The following is a 17,393-nucleotide window of genomic DNA, read 5'->3' as shown; positions in this document are numbered from 1 at the left end:
GACGTCATGAGCATCACACAGTTTTTCGAAAGCCCACAGGGACGGCGCATCGCCTTTCACAAGAGCGGAAGCAAGGGCCCAACCGTCGTGTTTCTCGGGGGGCTGAAATCAGACATGGAAGGCACGAAGGCCGTGCATCTGGAAGCTTGGGCCAAGGCCCGGGGGCAGGCATTCCTTCGCTTCGACTATTCCGGTCACGGGGAAAGCTCGGGGCGCTTCGAGGACGGCTGCATCGGAGACTGGCACGAAGACAGCCTGGCGGCAGTGAACGCGCTCACGGAAGGTCCATTGGTTCTTGTCGGGTCATCCATGGGAGGGTGGCAGGCGCTATTGCTTGCAAGGGCGATCCCTGAGCGAGTGAAAGGCCTGGTGACGATTGCCGCCGCGCCGGATTTCACCGAGGACAGTTACTGGGCCGGATTCACGGACGCGCAGAAACAGGCGCTGGAAGATGTCGGCTACGTGGAGTTGCCATCTGATTACATGGAACCTTACGTGATCACCAAACGCATGATCGAAGACGGCCGTCGTCATTTGGTGCTGAGGGAGGAGCTGGTGTTGGATTTCCCGGTGAGGTTCCTGCAGGGTACCGAAGATTCCGCCGTTTCATCGCAGGTTGCTTTGCGGCTGCTGGACCATGCTGAAGGAACGGACATGCGGTTGCTATTGGTCAAGGGAAAGGATCACCGCTTCTCTGATAATGATTGCCTCAAAATGATCGAAAAGAGCGTCGAGACGGTGATTTCGATGTCAGAAGTTTCATAATGCGAACACTTGGGAGACTCCTTGGGCGAACCATCATCCTGCTGTTGGTGCTTGGGGCCGCGATGTGGACGTGGGGGCCGTACGAGGTTGTTTCCGTGAAGCCCCGTTTTGATACGCGGTCTATTGGCCCCGATGTCGTTTCATTTTTTATCGAGAGAGAAGCGCGATATGACAACATCATTCCGGGCGTTGAAAAGCGGGTTGTCTGGCGTGAGGCACAGGGTGCGCGTACGGAACTGGCGATTGTGTATATTCATGGGTTTTCCGCGACTTCAGAAGAACTTCGTCCGGTGCCGGATCGGGTTGCCGAGGCCGTCGGCGCCAACCTTATCTTTACCCGTTTGAAGGGGCATGGCCGCGATGGCGAGGCGCTCGCGACAGCAACGGTGCAAGATTGGGCGGATGATCTGGCTGAAGCTCTTGCAGTTGCGCGCGTGATCGCCGACGAAGTGGTGATCATGGCCACGTCGACGGGTGCGACACTGACGGCGGCCATGCTGGATCAGCCGGAAACCATGAAGGATGTGAAAGGGGTAATCCTTGTTTCACCGAATTTCGCCATTAACAACCCACTGGCGTCGCTTCTGACGCTTCCGGCGGCGCGCAATTGGGTACCCTTGATTGGCGGAAAAGAACGGAATTGGGAACCGCAGAACGAGGCCCATGGCAAATACTGGACAACACGTTATCCAAGCGAAGCGGTCTTTCAAATGGCCGCTTTGGTCGAACTGGCGGCGGCCAAGTCTTATGCGGATATAAAGATGCCAACCTTGTTCTGGTTTTCGGATGCGGATCAGGTGGTATCTGCGACGGCAACGCGGGATGTCATTTCCAGATGGGGACACGGTGCCATCGTCAAGTCGCAAGCGTCCGGTGAAGGTTTGGATCCAAACGCACACGTGATCGCAGGAGACATACTTTCGCCGGAGGGAACATCTCTAGCTGTTTCTGATTTTACTAATTTTATCAAATTACTAAAATGAGAAGTTAAAGTCATGCAGCAACGTATTAGCCTGATTACTCTGGCCGTGGCCGAATTGGAGAAATCCGCCAGGTTTTATGAAGCGCTTGGGTGGAAGCGCGTACCCAGCCCGGATGGTGTCATCGCCTTTGACCTGATCGGCCAGACATTGGGGCTCTATCCCAAGGAGAAACTGGCCGAAGATATGGGAATAGACGTCAACGATATTGGCGGATTTTCCGGGATCACGTTGGCCCACAACGTGCGCAGCGCCGGGGATGTCGCGCCGATGCTTGCGGCGGCCGAGGCGGCTGGCGGTCACATGCTGCGGCCAGCGGGGGATGTGTTTTGGGGTGGACACATGGGTTATTTCGCAGATCCCGATGGGCATGTCTGGGAAATTGCCCACAACCCATTTGCGCCGCTTGCACCTGACGGGGCGTTCCGGTGGCAGGGATATGGCGAAGAGAGTTGACCTGCTTCCGACCTGTGTCAAAGTGAGTTGAGGGCCATCGGGCGGATTTCAGAAAGGTGATTTTCATGCAGGAGCCGTTGGTTCTGCTTCCGGGAATGATGTGCGATGCACGTCTATTCTCACCCCAGATTAACGCGTTGTCGTCAGATACGGTGGTGACGGTGGCGCCAATCACGCAAGGAGAGCGAGTTGAAGAAATCGCCTCGTCTATCCTTGCGGCGCTTCCCGAGAAATTTGCTTTGGCGGGTTTGAGCATGGGCGGGATCGTGGCGATGGAGATATTGCGCCGTGCTCCGCAGCGCGTTTCGCGGATCGCGTTGCTTGATACCAATCCGCTTGCCGAAACACCTGCAACGGCGGCCGCTTACGAACCGTGGATTGTTGGGGCCAAGGCGGGGCGTCTCGAAGGTATTCTTGGCGAAGTCATGCGGCCAGAGTTTCTAGCACCCGGGACACACCGCAACGCCGTTTTGGCGTTGGTCCGAGAGATGGGACTCGCTTTGGGGGCGGATGTGTTTGTGCGTCAGGCACGGGCACTGCAACGCCGCCCTGATCAACAGAAAGTCTTGCGGCAATGCAAAGTGCCCGCCCTGATCCTGTGCGGGGAGCACGATGGTCTGACGCCTGTGAAACGACACACTTTCATGGCTGAACTGATGCCCTATGCCGAATTGCGCATCATTGAGGCGGCCGGGCACCTTCCGACGCTCGAGCAACCCGAAGCCACAACCCGGGCGCTTCGGGAGTGGTTGAAGCAACCTTTTGTTCTCAGATGATAAAACGGGCCCGGGATCGTTGGCGACGCAAGGTGCAGCGGTTCCAGAATTGGGTGACAACACGCGTGCCGCCGGGGGCGCGTTTTCTGCCCGGTGTTGGCCTAATCGTGATGGGAGTGTTCGGGTTCCTGCCTGTGCTTGGCTTTTGGATGATTCCGCTTGGGGTGGCAATTGCCATGCTGGACCTGCGTCCGGTTTGGCGATGGATAATGGCGCGCGTCACGCGCCGTTGAGGTCTTTCATGACGCTTGCCGCAATCTCGAATGATCGTTTTCGCGCCGTGTGGTCATGAATCATTCCATTCATGATGATCTCGTCGGGATGATACCGTTCCATAAGCGTGCAGAGACGGCCCCGCACGATGTCTGGCGTGCCCACTGCACTGATCCTCAAAGCGTGATTGACCATGCGCAATTCGGCCGGGGTGGCAATGTCGGATAAATGTTTGATAGGCGCGGGCAGGGGGGCTGGATGCCCGCGCCGCAGATTGAGAAAACCCTGTTGCATAGATGTCTGCAGGTGCTGTGCCTCGGTTTCCGTTTCCGCCGCAAAGACATTCACGGCAAGCATGAACCGGGGATTGTCGGTCAGGCCGGGTTGGAAATAGCGCCGGTAGATCGTGACGGCCTCGTCCAACGCGTCCGGTGCGAAGTGAGAGGCAAAAGCGTATGGAAGGCCCAGCTTTGCGGCGAGCTGGGCGCCGAACAGGCTGGATCCGAGTATCCAAACCGGAACACGGGTTCCTTCTCCGGGCACGGCTCTGACTGGTTGATCGGGTGCTGCGGGTTGTAGAAAGCCAATGAGTTCAACCACGTCTTCAGGGAAATGGTCGGTACCCGACATGCCCCGGCGCAAGGCGCGGGCGGTATTCATATCGGTTCCCGGTGCACGACCCAACCCAAGGTCAATGCGTTCCGGATGAAGCGTCGCCAATGTGCCGAATTGCTCGGCGACGACAAGCGGAGCGTGGTTTGGAAGCATGATCCCGCCAGCCCCCACCCGAATGCTCGATGTCGCAGCCGCTATGTGGCCAATGACAACTGCGGTCGCAGCGGATGCAATGCCCGGTGAATTGTGGTGCTCGGCGAGCCAATATCGATGAAAGCCAAGGATCTCGGCGTGGCGCGCGAGGTCTGTGCTGTTGGCCAGAGCATCGGCTGCTGTGCCGCCCTCGGGGATAGGGGAAAGATCAAGAATTGAGTATTTTGTCATGGTGCCTCCACTCCGCGCATTGAGTATTGGCGCGTTTCACGGAAGATGCATCCCCATTCATTTTCCGGAACAAAAAACGGGGCCGTGCAGGCCCCGTTTTTGATTTATGGGTTTTACGCTCAGACTGCCGCGATTTTTGGCTTTGTGGAACGTTTGCTCGGCTCCTTGGGAGCATCGGCGTTTGCGTCGATGAATTCGAGTACCAGCGGGCGGATGTTATTGCGCCAGCTCTTGCCGGCGAAAATACCATAGTGCCCCGCTTCGGGCTCCACATAGCTCGCCTTTTTCGAGTCCGGCAGGCCCGTGCAGAGATCAAGCGCGGCCACGCATTGACCGGGCGCAGTGATGTCGTCCTTCGCGCCTTCAACCGTCTTGACGGCGACTGTCGTGATCTTGCCAATATCGACTTTGCGACCGTTGACCACGAACTCGTTGTTGGCGATTTCGCCGTTTTTGAAGATGCGTTCCACAGTCGAGAGATAAAACTCTGCCGGCATGTCCATGACGGCAAGGTACTCGTCGTAGAAACGATTGTGGGCATCGTGATCCGATGCCTCTCCGCGCGTAACACGTTGAATTTGATCGGCAAAAGCCTTGGAGTGACGATCTCCGTTCATCGACATGAAGGACGCCAGTTGAAGTAGGCCCGGATAGACCATGCGCCCGACGCCGGGGTATTTAAAGCCGACGCGCTGGATCATCATCTCTTCGAGTTGCCCCATGGTCACGCGATGCCCGAAGTCAGTCACTTCGGTTGCGGCGGCATTCGGATTGATCGGGCCGCCAATCAGCGTCAACGAACGCGGCTGCGCCTTTGGGTCTTCCTCGGCCAGATAAGCGGTGGCCGCAAGTGTGAGAGGGGCAGGCTGGCAGACTGCGATCACATGGGTGTCGGGGCCAAGTTCCTTGAGGAAGTCCACGAGGTAGAGCGTGTAATCCTCGATGTCGAACTTGCCTTCGGAGACCGGAATGTCGCGGGCATTGTGCCAGTCGGTAATGTAGACCTCGCAGTTGACAATCAGGCTTTTGACGGTTGAGCGCAGAAGTGTGGCATAGTGACCCGACATCGGCGCAACCAAAAGCACCTTGCGCGGCTGGGTTTCGCGGCCCGAAACATTGAAGTGGATCAGATCGCCGAAAGGCCGTTCGACCACCGGCTCAATGTTGACAAGGTGATCCTTGCCGTCTTCGCAGGTAAAGGTGCGGATACCCCAATCAGGCTTGACGATCATGCGTTGAAAGGTGCGCTCCGTGACCTCTCCCCATGCTGCCATCCAGGCGAAAGCCGGGTTGGGGACCATCGAAAACATTGGATAGGAAGCCATGGCAGACGCAGTCGCACCCAACCATTGGTTCGTGTTCCGGATTGTCTCCATCAGGTCGTACGTGGCCATGTACCGCATATGCGTCTCCTTTACCTAAGGGTATGCACCCGTCCGACAGCGCCCTATACTAATGTTCACTTAGGGCGATACATTGAATGCTGCGTAGCGGCGAGAATAGGGCGAATTTGTAACCATGACAACAAACGAGAATGACGCAGGTCCAAATTTGGAACGTCTGAACGAGAATCTGGGTAAGGTCGAGGTTCTATCACGGCGCTTGGTAGAGGTTATGGCGCGCCGTAAGCCATTGAGACCGGACCTGAATTCGCCTGAACCGGAAATGTTTGTCCAAGCAGCCAACGCGTACTGGCAGGAAATGATCAACAATCCGGGCAAGGTTCTTGAGAACCAGCTCGAGCTGTGGAGCAAGTCGGTAAAGCACTTCGTTGACGCACAGCATTTGTTGATGAAGGGACAGATTGCTGCGCCGCAGGATGAAACGCCCAGCGACAAGCGATTCTCGAATCCAATGTGGCAGACTCACCCTTATTTCAACTTCCTCAAGCAGCAATACATGCTGAATGCGCAGGCCATCGAGAAGGCGGTTGAGGAGTTGGACGGTCTTGAGCCGAAGGAAAAACAGCGCATCGAGTATTTTGCCCAGCAGATCGTGGACATGATGTCCCCGACCAACTTCTTGGGTACGAACCCGGATGTACTCGAGAAGGCGTTGGAAACCGACGGGCAATCCTTGATAGACGGGCTTGAGAACCTAATTGCGGATCTCGAAGCCAACAATGGTGAACTGGTTGTACGACTGGCAGATGAGTCGGCGTTCGAAATCGGCGGGAATATCGCCACGGCGCCAGGCAAGGTCGTGTTCCGCAATCGCATGTTCGAACTGTTGCAGTTCTCTCCAACAACAGAGTCCGTCCACGAGGTGCCCCTGCTTGTTTTCCCGCCGTGGATCAACAAGTACTACATTCTCGACCTCAAGGAATCGAACAGCTATATCCGCTGGTGTGTGGATCAGGGCTACACGGTCTTTGTCGTGAGTTGGGTCAACCCGGATTATTCCTATGCCGACGTCGGTATGGATGAGTATATCGAAGAGGGGTTTCTGACCGCGATTTCAGAAGTCAAGAAAATCACCAAGCAGAAGCAGATCAACGCCGTGGGCTATTGCATCGCGGGCACGACGTTGAATCTCACCTTGTCGTTGATGAAGAAGCGCGGTGATAAATCGGTTAAGTCGGCCACGTTCTTTACCACGCTGACTGATTTCTCGGATCAGGGCGAGTTCACACCATTCCTGAGTGACGATTTCATTGATGGGATTGACGAGGAGATAGACGAAAAGGGGCTGTTGAGATCTTTCATCATGCAACGCACCTTTAGTTTCCTGCGTTCCAACGACCTTGTCTATGGTCCTGCGATCAAGAGCTACATGATGGGGGAAACACCGCCTGCGTTCGATCTGTTGTACTGGAATGGCGATGGGTCCGGGCTTCCCGGCAAAATGGCCCACCAGTATCTGCGACAACTCTGTCAGCACAATGAGTTTGCGGAAGGTGGCGTGGAGTTCTGTGGTGAACGGCTCGAATTGAGTGACGTGGACATCCCGATTTGCGCCGTGACCTGCGAGACAGATCATATCGCTCGCTGGAAAGACTGTTATCGCGGCTTCCAGCAGGCCAAGAGCCGCTCGAAGACCTTCATCGTGTCCGAGTCAGGTCACATTGCGGGTATCGTGAACCCCCCCAGCAAGAAGAAGTACGGCCACTATACGAATGCCGACAACAAGTTGGCACCCGATGACTGGATGGAGGGCGCGACTTTCCACGAAGGTTCGTGGTGGCCGCGCTGGGACAAATGGCTGTCGTCTCGCTCCGGGAAACAGATTCCGGCTCGTGAATTTGGTGATTCGGAGCACCCAGTTCTAGGAGATGCACCGGGTGACTATGTAAAGGCCAAGGCAATACGTTGATATAAAAGGGGAAAAATATTTGTGCTGCAGCGCAGCAAAAATATCTTGAAATGCTGCGCTGCAGAATGCATATTGTCTTCAGAACAGCAACGCGGGGCCTCCCACCCGCACATCGTTAAAGGAACTAGTACTATGGCTAAAGCACAAGACATGAACACCATCCTGAAAGACATGATGGGCGCATTCCCGGTTGACACCTCGGCTCTGGAAGATGCCTTCAAAAACACCGCATCGCTGAACGAAAAGCTGAGCGGGGTTGCACTGGAAGCGGCTGAAAAGTCGTCGGAAATCTCCTCGAAGTGGACCAAAGACACCCTCGCCAAACTGGCCGAGATGTCCAAAGCCAAAGCAGAGCCCGCCGACTACGCAAAAGCCATGACCGACTTCGCTTCGGCTCAGGCAGAAGTTGCCGCCGAGAACATGGCTGCCTTCGCTGAAGTTGCGAAAAAAGTGCAGACCGAAACCGTTGAGCTGCTGATGGCTGCCGGCAAAGATGCCACCGAAGAGGCAACCGCCGCCGTCAAGAAAGCAACTGACGACGTGACTGCCGCTGCCAAGAAAGCAACCGCAGCCAAGTAAGCTGGATTACCAGCCAGTCTGCACTCATCCCTCCCTATCAGTGCAGATTGCATGGGCAGGCCGTTCGGCCTGCCCTTTCTTTTTGTTCTGCAGTCGCATAGGATTTTTCTGCAACGCGCAAATAATCTTTGGGGAGACAGACGTGGCGGACGAAAAAAAACCACTGTTGATCAAACGCTATGCCAGTCGGCGGCTCTATAACACTGAGACCAGCGACTACGTCACGCTTGAGGACATCGCCGGATTCATTCGCGATGGCCGCGAGGTTCAGATTGTCGATTTGAAAACTGGCGACGATCTCACGCGTCAATACCTGTTGCAGATCATCGCCGAGCATGAAAGCCGCGGAGAAAGTGTGCTTCCGATCAACGTTCTGACCGATCTTGTGCGCAGCTATACCACGCAGGCGACAAGCGTGGTGCCTCAGTTCTTGCAGGCGTCCTTTGACATGCTGCGCGAGGGGCAGGAAAAAATGATGGAAAGCATGGGCGGGGGTATGAAAATGCCAGGCCTCGAAGCCATGCAGCAGCAGCAGGAAGCCTTTCTGAAGGCCATGACCGGCGGCGTGGGCTGGCCAGCCGGAACGACGGGTGCCGAAGCGGGGGACGCGCCAAAGGAAGACGCAGGAGAGGATCTTGATGCAATCAAAAAACAACTCTCTGAGCTTCAGGAAAAACTGAGCAAGCTGAAATAATAAAGAGGCAGGACATGAAGTCCTGCCCCGAAAAGTCCAAGCTACCGAAACAGGTTCAGGTGCCGTAGGCGCGGAGTTCGCCCATGACGTCATTGGCGGCGCCAGTTAGGGCTCCTGCGATGATGTCGAGTTCATCCTTTTTCAGGCGCGCGGGCAAGCGTACATCACAGGCCTTCATCAGCATCTCGCGTGTTTGCGGCAGTTCCGGCAAGTCGCGGATGAATTGCCAATTCCAGAACGCACGCGCATTATCGGTGGATTGACCAAAGACCTGCACCTTGACGCCCCGGCGATTGGCCGCGGCCTGAAAGGCGAGAATCTGGTCATTGTCCAGTCCAACAAGATTGAACTGAATCGAATCCGGTGCGCGCTCTTCAGGTCCCAGTTTTTCGGGGACATTTAGCCAGGGAGACTGATTGAGGATGCCAGCTACATAGTCGTGGTTGGCGCGACCGTCGCGCACGCGACGCGGTACTTCGGGAAGCTGCGGACGAATGATCGCGGCGGACAGGTTGGAAAGGCGCAGATTGTAGAGTGGCAACTGGTTCTGCCACCGGTTAAAGGCCGCTTCGAGCTCGCCGGTGTTGTCGCCAGCGGGTGCCTTGTGCTTTTGCCAATTGTGTTCGTAAGCGCCCGACATGATCACGGCGCGGGCCACGAGATCGGCATCATCAGTGACAAGAATACCGCCTTCGCCAGCGTTAACCAGTTTGTATGATTGGAACGAGAAGCACCCGACGCGGCCAATCGTGCCGATCTTGCGCCCATTCCATGTGGTGCCCAACGAATGTGCGGCATCTTCAATCACCGGAATGTTGCGCGCATCGCACAACTCCATGATTGCATCCATGTCGGAGGTGTGGCCCCGCATATGGCTTATGATCACGGCCGAGATGCTGTCATCTAGGCGGCGCTCAAAATCTGCCACGTCTATGCGGTAGTTTTCGCCAACTTCGCACAAGACCGGAACGCAGTCGGCATGCACCACAGATGACGGCACGGCCGCAAAGGTGAAACCGGGGATCAGCACCCGTGCGTCGCGGGGCAGGCCAAGCGCCTTGAGCGACAGGAAGAGCGCGGCAGAGCAGGACGACACGGCCAGAGCATATTTGGTCCCCATCATCGCCGCGAATTCTTCTTCGAGTAGCGCCACAGGCGCATCTTCGGGGGCCGTGTAGCGAAACAGATCGCCGCTTTGCAGTAGCCGGTCGATTTCGGTGCGGGCAGATTCCGGGATCGGTTCTGCGTCATATACGTTGGGAGGTAGCGTCATGATTTTGGACTTTCTTATACTCGATATTCAAAAATATAAATCAATCACGAGTCCGTGCCAACAGGTTTCGAGCCCGTTTGCAGGAAAAAACCGTGAAACGGGCAAGCTCGGAAGTGATGGAGTGTTTTGTTCAGGGTTTTGAAAAAAGGGCTAATTCAGACCCCGAGCCGATCACGCAAGGCAAACCAAGTCATCGCCAGCACAAGCAACGGGCTGCGGAACATAGTGCCGCCGGGGAATGGCGTGGCCGGAACCCGGGCCATGGTGTCAAACCCTTCGGCTTCTCCCGCGATAGCCATCGCAATGAGTTGGCCTGCATGTGTTGCGGTGCCAACACCGTGGCCGGAATAACCCGAAGCGCTCAGGATGGAGGGTGACAGGCGGCGCAGGTAGGGCATGCGTTTCATCGTGATCGCCAGCGTGCCGCCCCATGCATAGTCGATCCGAATGTCGCGCAGGTGGGGGTAGATCTCGAGCATCGGTTTGCGCACAAGGGCCCCGATGTCGCTGGGGAAACGGTAGCCGTAGCTTTCCCCACCCCCAAATAACAGGCGCCCATCGTGGGACAGACGGAAGTAGTTGATCACGAACTTGGTATCGGCAATGGCGACATCGCGGGTCAGTACCTTGGAAATGTCATCACCGAGCGGTTCGGTCGCCGCAATGAAGTTGTTGATCGGCATCACGCGCGAGGCGACTTTTCGATCCAGGTTGCCGAGATACCCGTTGCAGGCCAGGACCAGTTGATCCGCCACGATGCGGCCCTGATCGGTCTTGACCGTGATCTTTTCCCCCCGCTCGATACCATGAACGTGGGTGTTTTCGTAGATACGCGCCCCGGCGGATTTGGCCGCACGCGCCAATCCAAGCGCAAATGCCAGAGGGTGGAGATGTCCGGCCCCCATATCCAGAGAGCCGCCCACATATTTGGGTGAAGGACACAGCGCCTGCATCTGGTCGCGATCCAGGGGTTCGATCTGATCGTAGCCGTACTCCGTTTTCAAATGCTCGGTGTATTCATGTTCTGCCCGCACTTCGCGATTGGAAAAACAGGCATGGGCGATACCGGGTTTCAGGTGACAGTCGATTTCGTGCCGGGCGACGAGATCCTTGACCAGATCCTTGGAGTCCTCGGCCAGCCGCCAGAGCTTGTGAGCATCGTCGCGCCCGACGAGGGCTTCAAGGCCATCCTGTTCCATACGCTGCCCCGAGCCCAGTTGACCGCCATTGCGTCCCGAGGCGCCGAAGCCGACGCGATGCGTCTCGACCAGAACAACGTCATATCCGCGTTCGGCCAAGTGCAGCGCTGTTGAAAGGCCGGTATAGCCCGCGCCCACAACGCAGACATCTGCGCGTGTCTCTCCCCTGAGGCTCGAAAACGGGGGCAGGGGATCGACCGTGGCCGCATACCAGCTGTCGGGGTATTCGCCTTTGCGATCATTGGCATAGAGCAGGTCCATCCGGCACCTCTGTATTCAATTTGGTTAAGTACTGCTGTCGGAGGCCAAGGGCGCCCTCGCGCCCTTGGCCCTGATCAAGCAAGGATCATACGTTCAGCAGAAGATGTTCCCGTTCCCAAGGGCTGATCACCTCGAGAAATTCTTCATATTCGGCGCGCTTGATGATCGAATAGACGCGGGCAAATTCTGGTCCGAGGACTTCGTGCAGCTTCTCGGCCTCGTCGAACAGGTCTAGCGCGCCGCCAAGGATACGTGGAATGGCCTCGTCGCCGTCATAGGCGTCGCCTTTGAATTGTTTGTCCGGGCGTTCCTGCTCGATCAATCCGATATAGCCACAGGCCAACGAGGCCGCGATGCCGAGATAGGGGTTGCAGTCCATGCCAGCGAGGCGGTTTTCCACCCGTCGTGCCTGCGGCGAAGAGATCGGAATACGAATTCCGGTCGTGCGGTTATCCCGGCCCCATTCGAGATTGATGGGTGCCGCGTGATCGCGCACGTAGCGGCGATAGGAGTTCACATAGGGAGCAAGAACCGCAATGGCCGAGGGCAGGTGGTGCTGTAGGCCCGCAATAAAGTGGAAAAACGCATCGGTTTCACCGCCTTGGGGGCCTGAAAAGATATTCTCGCCCGTTTCTATATCAATCACCGAATGGTGGATATGCATGGCCGACCCTGGCTCGCCTTCGATCGGCTTGGCCATGAAGGTGGCGTAGCAATCATGGCGCAGGGCCGCTTCGCGGATCATGCGCTTGAAGTAGAATACCTCATCTGCCAGCTTGACCGGGTCGCCATGGACCATGTTGATTTCAAGCTGTCCGGCACCACCTTCCTGGGTGATGCCGTCGATTTCGAACCCCTGGGCCTCGGCGAAATCATAGATATCGTCGATCACCGGGCCGAATTCGTCCACGGCGGTCATCGAGTAGGCCTGGCGGGCAGCGGCGGGGCGGCCCGAGCGGCCCATCATCGGTTCAATGGCCTTGGCCGGATCAATATTCCGGGCCACGAGATAGAATTCCATTTCCGGGGCCACGACCGGTTCCCAGCCCTTGTCGCGATAGAGCTGGACCACCCGTTTCAACACGTTGCGCGGGCTGAAAGGGATCGGCTCTTCGTTGATATCGAAGGCGTCGTGGATGACCTGAAGTGTCCAGTCTGCGGTCCATGGCGCCGCAGTTGCGGTGGACCAGTCCGGACGCAGGATCATGTCGCGTTCGATAAAGCCGCCGTCTCCGGCCGCCTCGCCCCAGTCCCCTGTAATCGTTTGATAAAAAATCGAGTCAGGGAGATGAAAGTACTTTTGTCGCGCGAACTTGGTCGCCGGAACGGCCTTTCCTCGTGCGATGCCGGGCAAGTCGGAGATGATACATTCGACTTCGTCGAGCCGGTGCCCATCGAGATAGGATTGCGCAGCTTCGGGAATTTGTTTGAGCCAGTCGCTCATGAGGTCCTCTCTTGCCGAAAGAAATCGGCGAATTGGTCGGCTATGGTTTGGCTTGCGGTAGGGGTTTCCAGATCGGTTAACGCATCGTTCAGCAGCTTGTCCGGGACAACGCCTTTTCCGCGTGTTTTGATCAAATCTTCAAGGAAGCCCGCCGTGAACTCCGGGTGGGGTTGCACGGTCAGGGCGCGGTCACCGTAAACGATGGCGGCATTGGCACAGAAGTCGTTGCTGGCGACCACGGTGGCGCCGGGGGGGAGCTCTGTGACCTGGTCCTGGTGCCACGCGTTCAGGGCAATGGGGGTGCCTGCAAAATCATAGACCTGGCGGCCCACGGCCCAGCCCCCGTCGAATTTCTCGACCTTGCCGCCAAGCGCCTGCGCGATGATCTGGTGCCCGAAACAGACGCCGACCATCGGAACCTTTTCCGAGATCGCCTCGCGAATGAAATCTTCAAGCGGGGGAATCCAGTCGTGATCTTCGTAGACACCATGGCGTGATCCGGTGATCAGCCAGCCGTCCGCATCATGCACGGAGGCCGGGAAGTCGCCATCCTCCGGGCTCCAGCCTTCGAACTCGAAGCCTTGACCGGCCAGAAGAACCTGGAAGGCGTCAAAGTAAGTTCCGTACGCCTCCTGAAGGTCCTCGGGAGGCTTTCCGGTTTGCAGAATACCGATTTTCATAAGTCACCAATGGGTTGGTTGGGTGTTTCGTGCGACGCGCAGAGTCATACACGCTCAAGGTAGGTTTGCCAGCGGTCGGCTTCCGGGATGTCCGTGAAACGCCGCAGTTCCTGCCGCTTGGTCATTACCATATTGCGGATCAGGGTCTCGGGCAAACACCGCGAGATGAATTCATCCGTTTCGAACAGGTCGATCGCCTCTTCCCAGCTTCCTGCCAGTTGTGGCAGGTCGAGATCATAGGCGTTGCCCGTGATCGGTTCGGACGGGGTGAGGTCTTCTTCAATACCTTCGATGGCCGCACCCAGAACGGCTGCCAGCATCAGGTAGGGGTTGATGTCGCCCCCGGCTGTACGATGTTCGATGCGTCTAGCCGCGGGCGCACCGCCGGGAACGCGGATTGAGGCTGTGCGATTTTCGTAAGCCCAGCAAACAGATGTGGGGGCATGGGCTCCGGGCGCAAAGCGGTCATAGCTGGATCCGTGCGGCGCAAAAATCAAAGAGCTGGCGCGCATGGCCTCCATGCAACCGGCAATGGCCTGATGCAGGGTCCGGGTGCCCTCGGGTCCCCCATTGTTGAAGACATTTTTGCCGTCTTCGTCAACGACCGAGAAGTGCACATGCATGCCATTTCCGGCATCGTCCGGATAGGGTTTCGCCATGAACGTCGCTGCCATGCCATGTTTGCGGGCCATGCCGCGCAACAACAGCTTGAACAGCAGAGCATCATCGGCGGCACGCATCGCCTCCTGATGATTCAGGGTGACTTCGAACTGGCCAAGACCACATTCACCGATCATGCTCTGGACAGGAATGCCCATCGCTTCGGCACCCTCATAAAGTTCCGTGAAGAACGGATCGAAGGCGTCCAATTCGTCGATCGAGAGAACGTCTCCGGCAAAGATGCGGCGTCCCGAGCGGGGATCAATGGGCGGCAAAAGCGCGTCACCCTTGTCGTCGGCCAAATTGAATTCCATCTCGGTGGCGGCCATGACGGTCCAGCCACGCGCCTTGTAACGGTCGAGCACGAAGCGCAGGGCCTGGCGCGGATCGCCGAGAAACGGCGCGCCGGATTCCATGCGCATTGTCATGGGAACAAGCGCAGACGGCGTGGTCAACCACGGCATCGGCACCGGGCCGCGCTCTGTCGGAAACAGGATTCCATCCGCGTCGCCGGTTTCGAACACCAGCGGGCTGTCCGCGATGTCTTCGCCCCAGATATCCACGTTGAGCGCCGAAAGCGGCATGCGCACCGCACCCGAATCAAGCTTGGTGGCAAAGGCTGCAGGCAGGCGCTTGCCGCGCATTTGCCCGTTGAGATCGGCCGCGCCCACGCGGAAGGTTCTGAATTGTGCAAGCTCCATGGATCACCTGATCGTATAATTTGATCAAATTATTGACGCCTTCGTGTCACTTGTCCAGTCCTTTCTTTGGGCGTCGGTATGACGTCGGTATTCTGTCGGTATTGCATCGGTTCTGTCGGTATTGCATCGGTATGGTTTTCCGGCTGATTTGACGACGTATCGCCGAAAGATACGGACGCACGCCGATTTGATTTGCCGAGCGCCGATGATTTCCCCGATACTTTGAAACAGTTTGAGAGCGAGGATAGTCATGACAGATTTGAACAGACGCGCGGTATTGCTGGGTGGTGTTGCACTAACAATAGCGGGGCTCCCGGCGTTGGCCGCGGAGGTTCCGGCACCGCAGGCGGGCAAGGGGCTGATCGTGTTTTATCGCGGCGGCGGCCAAGGGGCTGCGGTGCGCTATACCATCGAAGGTCCCGATGGCTTGGTGGGAGAGATGAAACAGGGCGCGGTCCTGTTCTCGCATATGCCGCCGGGCGATCACCTTTATCGCGTGCCGGATGCCAACAACACGGAAGGTGTGATCTCCATTGCAGCCGGTGAAACCAAATTCATCGATTGCTATCTTGATGCGGCCACCAACACGGGCAAGCTTCAATTCCGTGAAGTGAGCGCTGACAGAGCGATGAAAACCATCAGCAAATACTGAAGACGACTGATTTCCGCCCCTATCGGATCAGATTGGGGCGGAAACGTACCTTGGTGCGCGTCTCTTTCGGCATGTGCCGGTTGAGACGTGAATTGATCAGCCCAAACAGCCCTACGATCACCAGCGTCAGCAGGATGAAATAGAAGGCCAGGATCGGGTAGGGGATGAACGGGTTGAAGGTTTTGTCCGCGAAGTAGCGCGCGTAGTAAAGCGCGTCGCCCTGTTGCTTGAGCACCGGGAAGCCCGAGAAGAACACCAGCGTCGTTGCATGGAACAGGAAGATCGCCTCGTTCGTGTAGGCGGGCCACGCGAGTCGCAGCATGGTCGGGAAGGTGATCCGGCGGAACCGGGTCCAGCCGGTCATGCCATAGGCATCTGCCGCCTCGATATCGCCTTTGGGGATCGACAGCAGCGCGCCATAGAAGATTTCCCCCGAATAGGCGGCGGTGTTCAGGAATAGAACCACCAGCGCGCCAAGCCATGCAGCCGTGAAGGCGCCGAGGAACGGTACCGATTGCTTGAGCGTCAGGAAGACGAAATAGGCAAAGAAGAACTGTATGAAGAGTGGCGACCCGCGGAAGACGAAGATGAACCATTCCGCCGGTTTGCGCAGCAGCGGGTTATGAGAGCTTTTGCCCACAGCCAGCGCCACGGCAAAGAAGAACCCTGCCAGAAGGGCGAAGATCCCGAAATAGATGTTCCAGAACATCCCCGACCCGATCAGCGTGAATTGCTGGCAAAGGTCGTAGCCTTCGCGTGGCAGAAGACGTTCCCCGATGCCGATCGAACGCAGCGCGTAGGCCTGGATGGTGTCCCAGCAGCTCATGCCTTGGCCCTCCGCTGTGCCTCACCGCCGGCCGTTGCCTGGCCGTGGGTGAGTTTTTTCATCAGCTTGTCGAGCACCACTTCAGAGACCTTGGTGAAGGCGAGGTAGAAGACCAGCAACGCAAGGAAGTACCACATGCGCCAGTCGCCATGCGGGTACTCGGTAAAGCGGGCATTGACCGTGCCGCCCAGTTCGCGGGCCCAATAGACGATGTCTTCGATCCCGAGAAGGAACAGCAGGGGCGTGGCCTTGATTAGCACCATCCATAGGTTCGACAGGCCGGGCAGGGCATAGACCCACATCTGCGGCACGAGGATGCGCCAGAAGGTCTGGCGCCTCGTCATGCCATAGGCCTCGGCGGTTTCCAGCTGGGCGCGGGGCACGGCGCGCATGGCGCCATAAAGCACGTTGGCGGCAAAGGCGCCAAAGACGATGGAAAAGGTCAGGACGGCAAGGAAAAACGCATAGGTTTCATGCACCCATTCCGGCGAGCTCGACAAGGGCAGCTTGGCCTGCTGGCAGACCACGAAATCGTTGCCCTGGCGGATCGCATCGGGCCAGTCGGGGCATTTGACTTTGTGACGCAGCCATTCGAACGCCTGATCGAGTGCGATGACGAAGAACATGAAGAAGGCGATATCCGGAACTCCGCGCACAATCGCGGAATAGCCCTTGCCAAGCCAGCGCAGTGGTAGGAACCGGGAACGCGCGGCGGTGGCGCCGCCAAAGCCGAACAAGAGGGCGGTGGGGGCGGTGACGGCGAGCAGCACCAGCACGGTGGCGACCGAGATATATAGCCCCATGTGCTTGCCGGTGGTCAGGTAGCATGACAGCCACGTGAGCCCCTCTAGCGTCTCGGGATCCGTGCAATAGGAAAACATCCGTCGGTCTGTCCTTGTCCGTCAGCGCCGCCTTGTCGTTGG

The 17,393-nt window shown here is 57.4% G+C and carries 17 protein-coding genes; 8 read left to right on the top strand and 9 right to left on the bottom strand.

Annotation, left to right across the window (positions count from 1 at the left end):
• Positions 1 to 6: 6 nt before the first annotated feature.
• The 4 genes from ACS3QZ_RS06155 (at position 7) to ACS3QZ_RS06140 (ending at position 2,977) form a co-directional block, all read left to right on the top strand.
• Positions 7 to 765: an alpha/beta fold hydrolase gene (locus tag ACS3QZ_RS06155; protein ID WP_456037035.1), complete on the top strand. Its 759-nt coding sequence runs from the start codon at positions 7 to 9 to the stop codon at positions 763 to 765.
• Positions 765 to 1,748, top strand: coding sequence for an alpha/beta hydrolase (locus ACS3QZ_RS06150; protein ID WP_456037034.1), 984 nt, complete (start codon positions 765 to 767; stop codon positions 1,746 to 1,748). The genes ACS3QZ_RS06155 and ACS3QZ_RS06150 overlap by 1 nt, the downstream gene beginning before the upstream one ends.
• 12 nt (positions 1,749 to 1,760) lie before the next feature.
• Positions 1,761 to 2,201: a VOC family protein gene (locus ACS3QZ_RS06145; protein ID WP_456037033.1), complete on the top strand. Its 441-nt coding sequence runs from the start codon at positions 1,761 to 1,763 to the stop codon at positions 2,199 to 2,201.
• A 65-nt stretch (positions 2,202 to 2,266) separates the two neighbouring features.
• Positions 2,267 to 2,977, top strand: coding sequence for an alpha/beta fold hydrolase (locus ACS3QZ_RS06140; protein ID WP_456037032.1), 711 nt, complete (start codon positions 2,267 to 2,269; stop codon positions 2,975 to 2,977).
• A 219-nt stretch (positions 2,978 to 3,196) separates the two neighbouring features.
• Here ACS3QZ_RS06140 and ACS3QZ_RS06135 read toward each other — a convergent pair whose 3' ends face one another.
• The gene (locus tag ACS3QZ_RS06135) at positions 3,197 to 4,189 is read right to left on the bottom strand and encodes an LLM class flavin-dependent oxidoreductase (protein ID WP_456037031.1); all 993 of its coding nucleotides are present in this window, start codon (positions 4,187 to 4,189) and stop codon (positions 3,197 to 3,199) included.
• A gap of 119 nt (positions 4,190 to 4,308) precedes the next feature.
• Positions 4,309 to 5,592 carry a polyhydroxyalkanoate depolymerase gene (gene phaZ / locus ACS3QZ_RS06130; protein WP_093094749.1) on the bottom strand — a complete coding sequence of 428 codons (1,284 nt, stop codon included), beginning with the start codon at positions 5,590 to 5,592 and terminating at the stop codon, positions 4,309 to 4,311.
• Between the two features lie 115 nt (positions 5,593 to 5,707).
• On the opposite strand from phaZ, the gene ACS3QZ_RS06125 reads away from it, so the two are divergent.
• The 3 genes from ACS3QZ_RS06125 to phaR all read left to right on the top strand — a co-directional run bounded on the left by ACS3QZ_RS06125 (position 5,708) and on the right by phaR (position 8,774).
• Positions 5,708 to 7,501: a PHA/PHB synthase family protein gene (locus tag ACS3QZ_RS06125; protein ID WP_456037030.1), complete on the top strand. Its 1,794-nt coding sequence runs from the start codon at positions 5,708 to 5,710 to the stop codon at positions 7,499 to 7,501.
• A 132-nt stretch (positions 7,502 to 7,633) separates the two neighbouring features.
• Positions 7,634 to 8,080, top strand: coding sequence for a phasin, PhaP (locus tag ACS3QZ_RS06120; protein ID WP_456039311.1), 447 nt, complete (start codon positions 7,634 to 7,636; stop codon positions 8,078 to 8,080).
• 142 nt (positions 8,081 to 8,222) lie between these two features.
• On the top strand, positions 8,223 to 8,774 hold the full coding sequence (phaR, locus tag ACS3QZ_RS06115) for a polyhydroxyalkanoate synthesis repressor PhaR (RefSeq protein ID WP_093094746.1): 552 nt from the start codon (positions 8,223 to 8,225) through the stop codon (positions 8,772 to 8,774).
• Positions 8,775 to 8,829: 55 nt separating this feature from the next.
• Here phaR and ACS3QZ_RS06110 read toward each other — a convergent pair whose 3' ends face one another.
• From ACS3QZ_RS06110 to ACS3QZ_RS06090, 5 genes are all read right to left on the bottom strand, one after another.
• Entirely contained in the window at positions 8,830 to 10,047 is a 1,218-nt protein-coding gene (locus ACS3QZ_RS06110) for a DegT/DnrJ/EryC1/StrS family aminotransferase (protein ID WP_456037029.1), read from the bottom strand.
• Between the two features lie 155 nt (positions 10,048 to 10,202).
• Entirely contained in the window at positions 10,203 to 11,507 is a 1,305-nt protein-coding gene (locus ACS3QZ_RS06105; protein ID WP_456037028.1) for an NAD(P)/FAD-dependent oxidoreductase, read from the bottom strand.
• Positions 11,508 to 11,592: 85 nt separating this feature from the next.
• Positions 11,593 to 12,951 carry a glutamine synthetase family protein gene (locus tag ACS3QZ_RS06100; RefSeq protein WP_456037027.1) on the bottom strand — a complete coding sequence of 453 codons (1,359 nt, stop codon included), beginning with the start codon at positions 12,949 to 12,951 and terminating at the stop codon, positions 11,593 to 11,595.
• On the bottom strand, positions 12,948 to 13,631 hold the full coding sequence (locus ACS3QZ_RS06095) for a type 1 glutamine amidotransferase (protein ID WP_456037026.1): 684 nt from the start codon (positions 13,629 to 13,631) through the stop codon (positions 12,948 to 12,950). The genes ACS3QZ_RS06100 and ACS3QZ_RS06095 overlap by 4 nt, the downstream gene beginning before the upstream one ends.
• 44 nt (positions 13,632 to 13,675) lie before the next feature.
• On the bottom strand, positions 13,676 to 14,992 hold the full coding sequence (locus ACS3QZ_RS06090) for a glutamine synthetase family protein (protein ID WP_456037025.1): 1,317 nt from the start codon (positions 14,990 to 14,992) through the stop codon (positions 13,676 to 13,678).
• 250 nt (positions 14,993 to 15,242) lie between these two features.
• Here ACS3QZ_RS06090 and ACS3QZ_RS06085 point away from each other — a divergent pair, with 250 nt between their 5' ends.
• Positions 15,243 to 15,644, top strand: a complete 402-nt coding sequence (locus tag ACS3QZ_RS06085; protein WP_456037024.1) for a hypothetical protein — start codon at positions 15,243 to 15,245, stop codon at positions 15,642 to 15,644.
• A 19-nt stretch (positions 15,645 to 15,663) separates the two neighbouring features.
• Here ACS3QZ_RS06085 and ACS3QZ_RS06080 read toward each other — a convergent pair whose 3' ends face one another.
• Positions 15,664 to 16,470, bottom strand: coding sequence for an ABC transporter permease (locus tag ACS3QZ_RS06080; protein ID WP_456037023.1), 807 nt, complete (start codon positions 16,468 to 16,470; stop codon positions 15,664 to 15,666).
• Positions 16,467 to 17,351 carry an ABC transporter permease gene (locus tag ACS3QZ_RS06075; RefSeq protein WP_456037022.1) on the bottom strand — a complete coding sequence of 295 codons (885 nt, stop codon included), beginning with the start codon at positions 17,349 to 17,351 and terminating at the stop codon, positions 16,467 to 16,469. The genes ACS3QZ_RS06080 and ACS3QZ_RS06075 overlap by 4 nt, the downstream gene beginning before the upstream one ends.
• Positions 17,352 to 17,393 lie beyond the last annotated feature (42 nt).

Source organism: Shimia sp. W99 (assembly GCF_053851455.3).
Note: the sequence above shows the minus strand (reverse complement) of the source record. Positions and strands in the feature narration are given on the sequence as shown.

Coding starts and splice junctions, on each gene's coding strand:
- ACS3QZ_RS06085 (WP_456037024.1), top strand. CDS start 15,243: ATGACAGATTTGAACAGACGCGCGGTATTGCTGGGTGGTGTTGCACTA.
- ACS3QZ_RS06095 (WP_456037026.1), bottom strand. CDS start 13,631: ATGAAAATCGGTATTCTGCAAACCGGAAAGCCTCCCGAGGACCTTCAG.
- ACS3QZ_RS06140 (WP_456037032.1), top strand. CDS start 2,267: ATGCAGGAGCCGTTGGTTCTGCTTCCGGGAATGATGTGCGATGCACGT.
- ACS3QZ_RS06125 (WP_456037030.1), top strand. CDS start 5,708: ATGACAACAAACGAGAATGACGCAGGTCCAAATTTGGAACGTCTGAAC.
- ACS3QZ_RS06145 (WP_456037033.1), top strand. CDS start 1,761: ATGCAGCAACGTATTAGCCTGATTACTCTGGCCGTGGCCGAATTGGAG.
- ACS3QZ_RS06110 (WP_456037029.1), bottom strand. CDS start 10,047: ATGACGCTACCTCCCAACGTATATGACGCAGAACCGATCCCGGAATCT.
- phaZ (WP_093094749.1), bottom strand. CDS start 5,592: ATGCGGTACATGGCCACGTACGACCTGATGGAGACAATCCGGAACACG.
- ACS3QZ_RS06135 (WP_456037031.1), bottom strand. CDS start 4,189: ATGACAAAATACTCAATTCTTGATCTTTCCCCTATCCCCGAGGGCGGC.
- ACS3QZ_RS06105 (WP_456037028.1), bottom strand. CDS start 11,507: ATGGACCTGCTCTATGCCAATGATCGCAAAGGCGAATACCCCGACAGC.
- ACS3QZ_RS06120 (WP_456039311.1), top strand. CDS start 7,634: ATGGCTAAAGCACAAGACATGAACACCATCCTGAAAGACATGATGGGC.
- ACS3QZ_RS06090 (WP_456037025.1), bottom strand. CDS start 14,992: ATGGAGCTTGCACAATTCAGAACCTTCCGCGTGGGCGCGGCCGATCTC.
- ACS3QZ_RS06100 (WP_456037027.1), bottom strand. CDS start 12,951: ATGAGCGACTGGCTCAAACAAATTCCCGAAGCTGCGCAATCCTATCTC.
- ACS3QZ_RS06150 (WP_456037034.1), top strand. CDS start 765: ATGCGAACACTTGGGAGACTCCTTGGGCGAACCATCATCCTGCTGTTG.
- ACS3QZ_RS06155 (WP_456037035.1), top strand. CDS start 7: ATGAGCATCACACAGTTTTTCGAAAGCCCACAGGGACGGCGCATCGCC.
- ACS3QZ_RS06080 (WP_456037023.1), bottom strand. CDS start 16,470: ATGAGCTGCTGGGACACCATCCAGGCCTACGCGCTGCGTTCGATCGGC.
- ACS3QZ_RS06075 (WP_456037022.1), bottom strand. CDS start 17,351: ATGTTTTCCTATTGCACGGATCCCGAGACGCTAGAGGGGCTCACGTGG.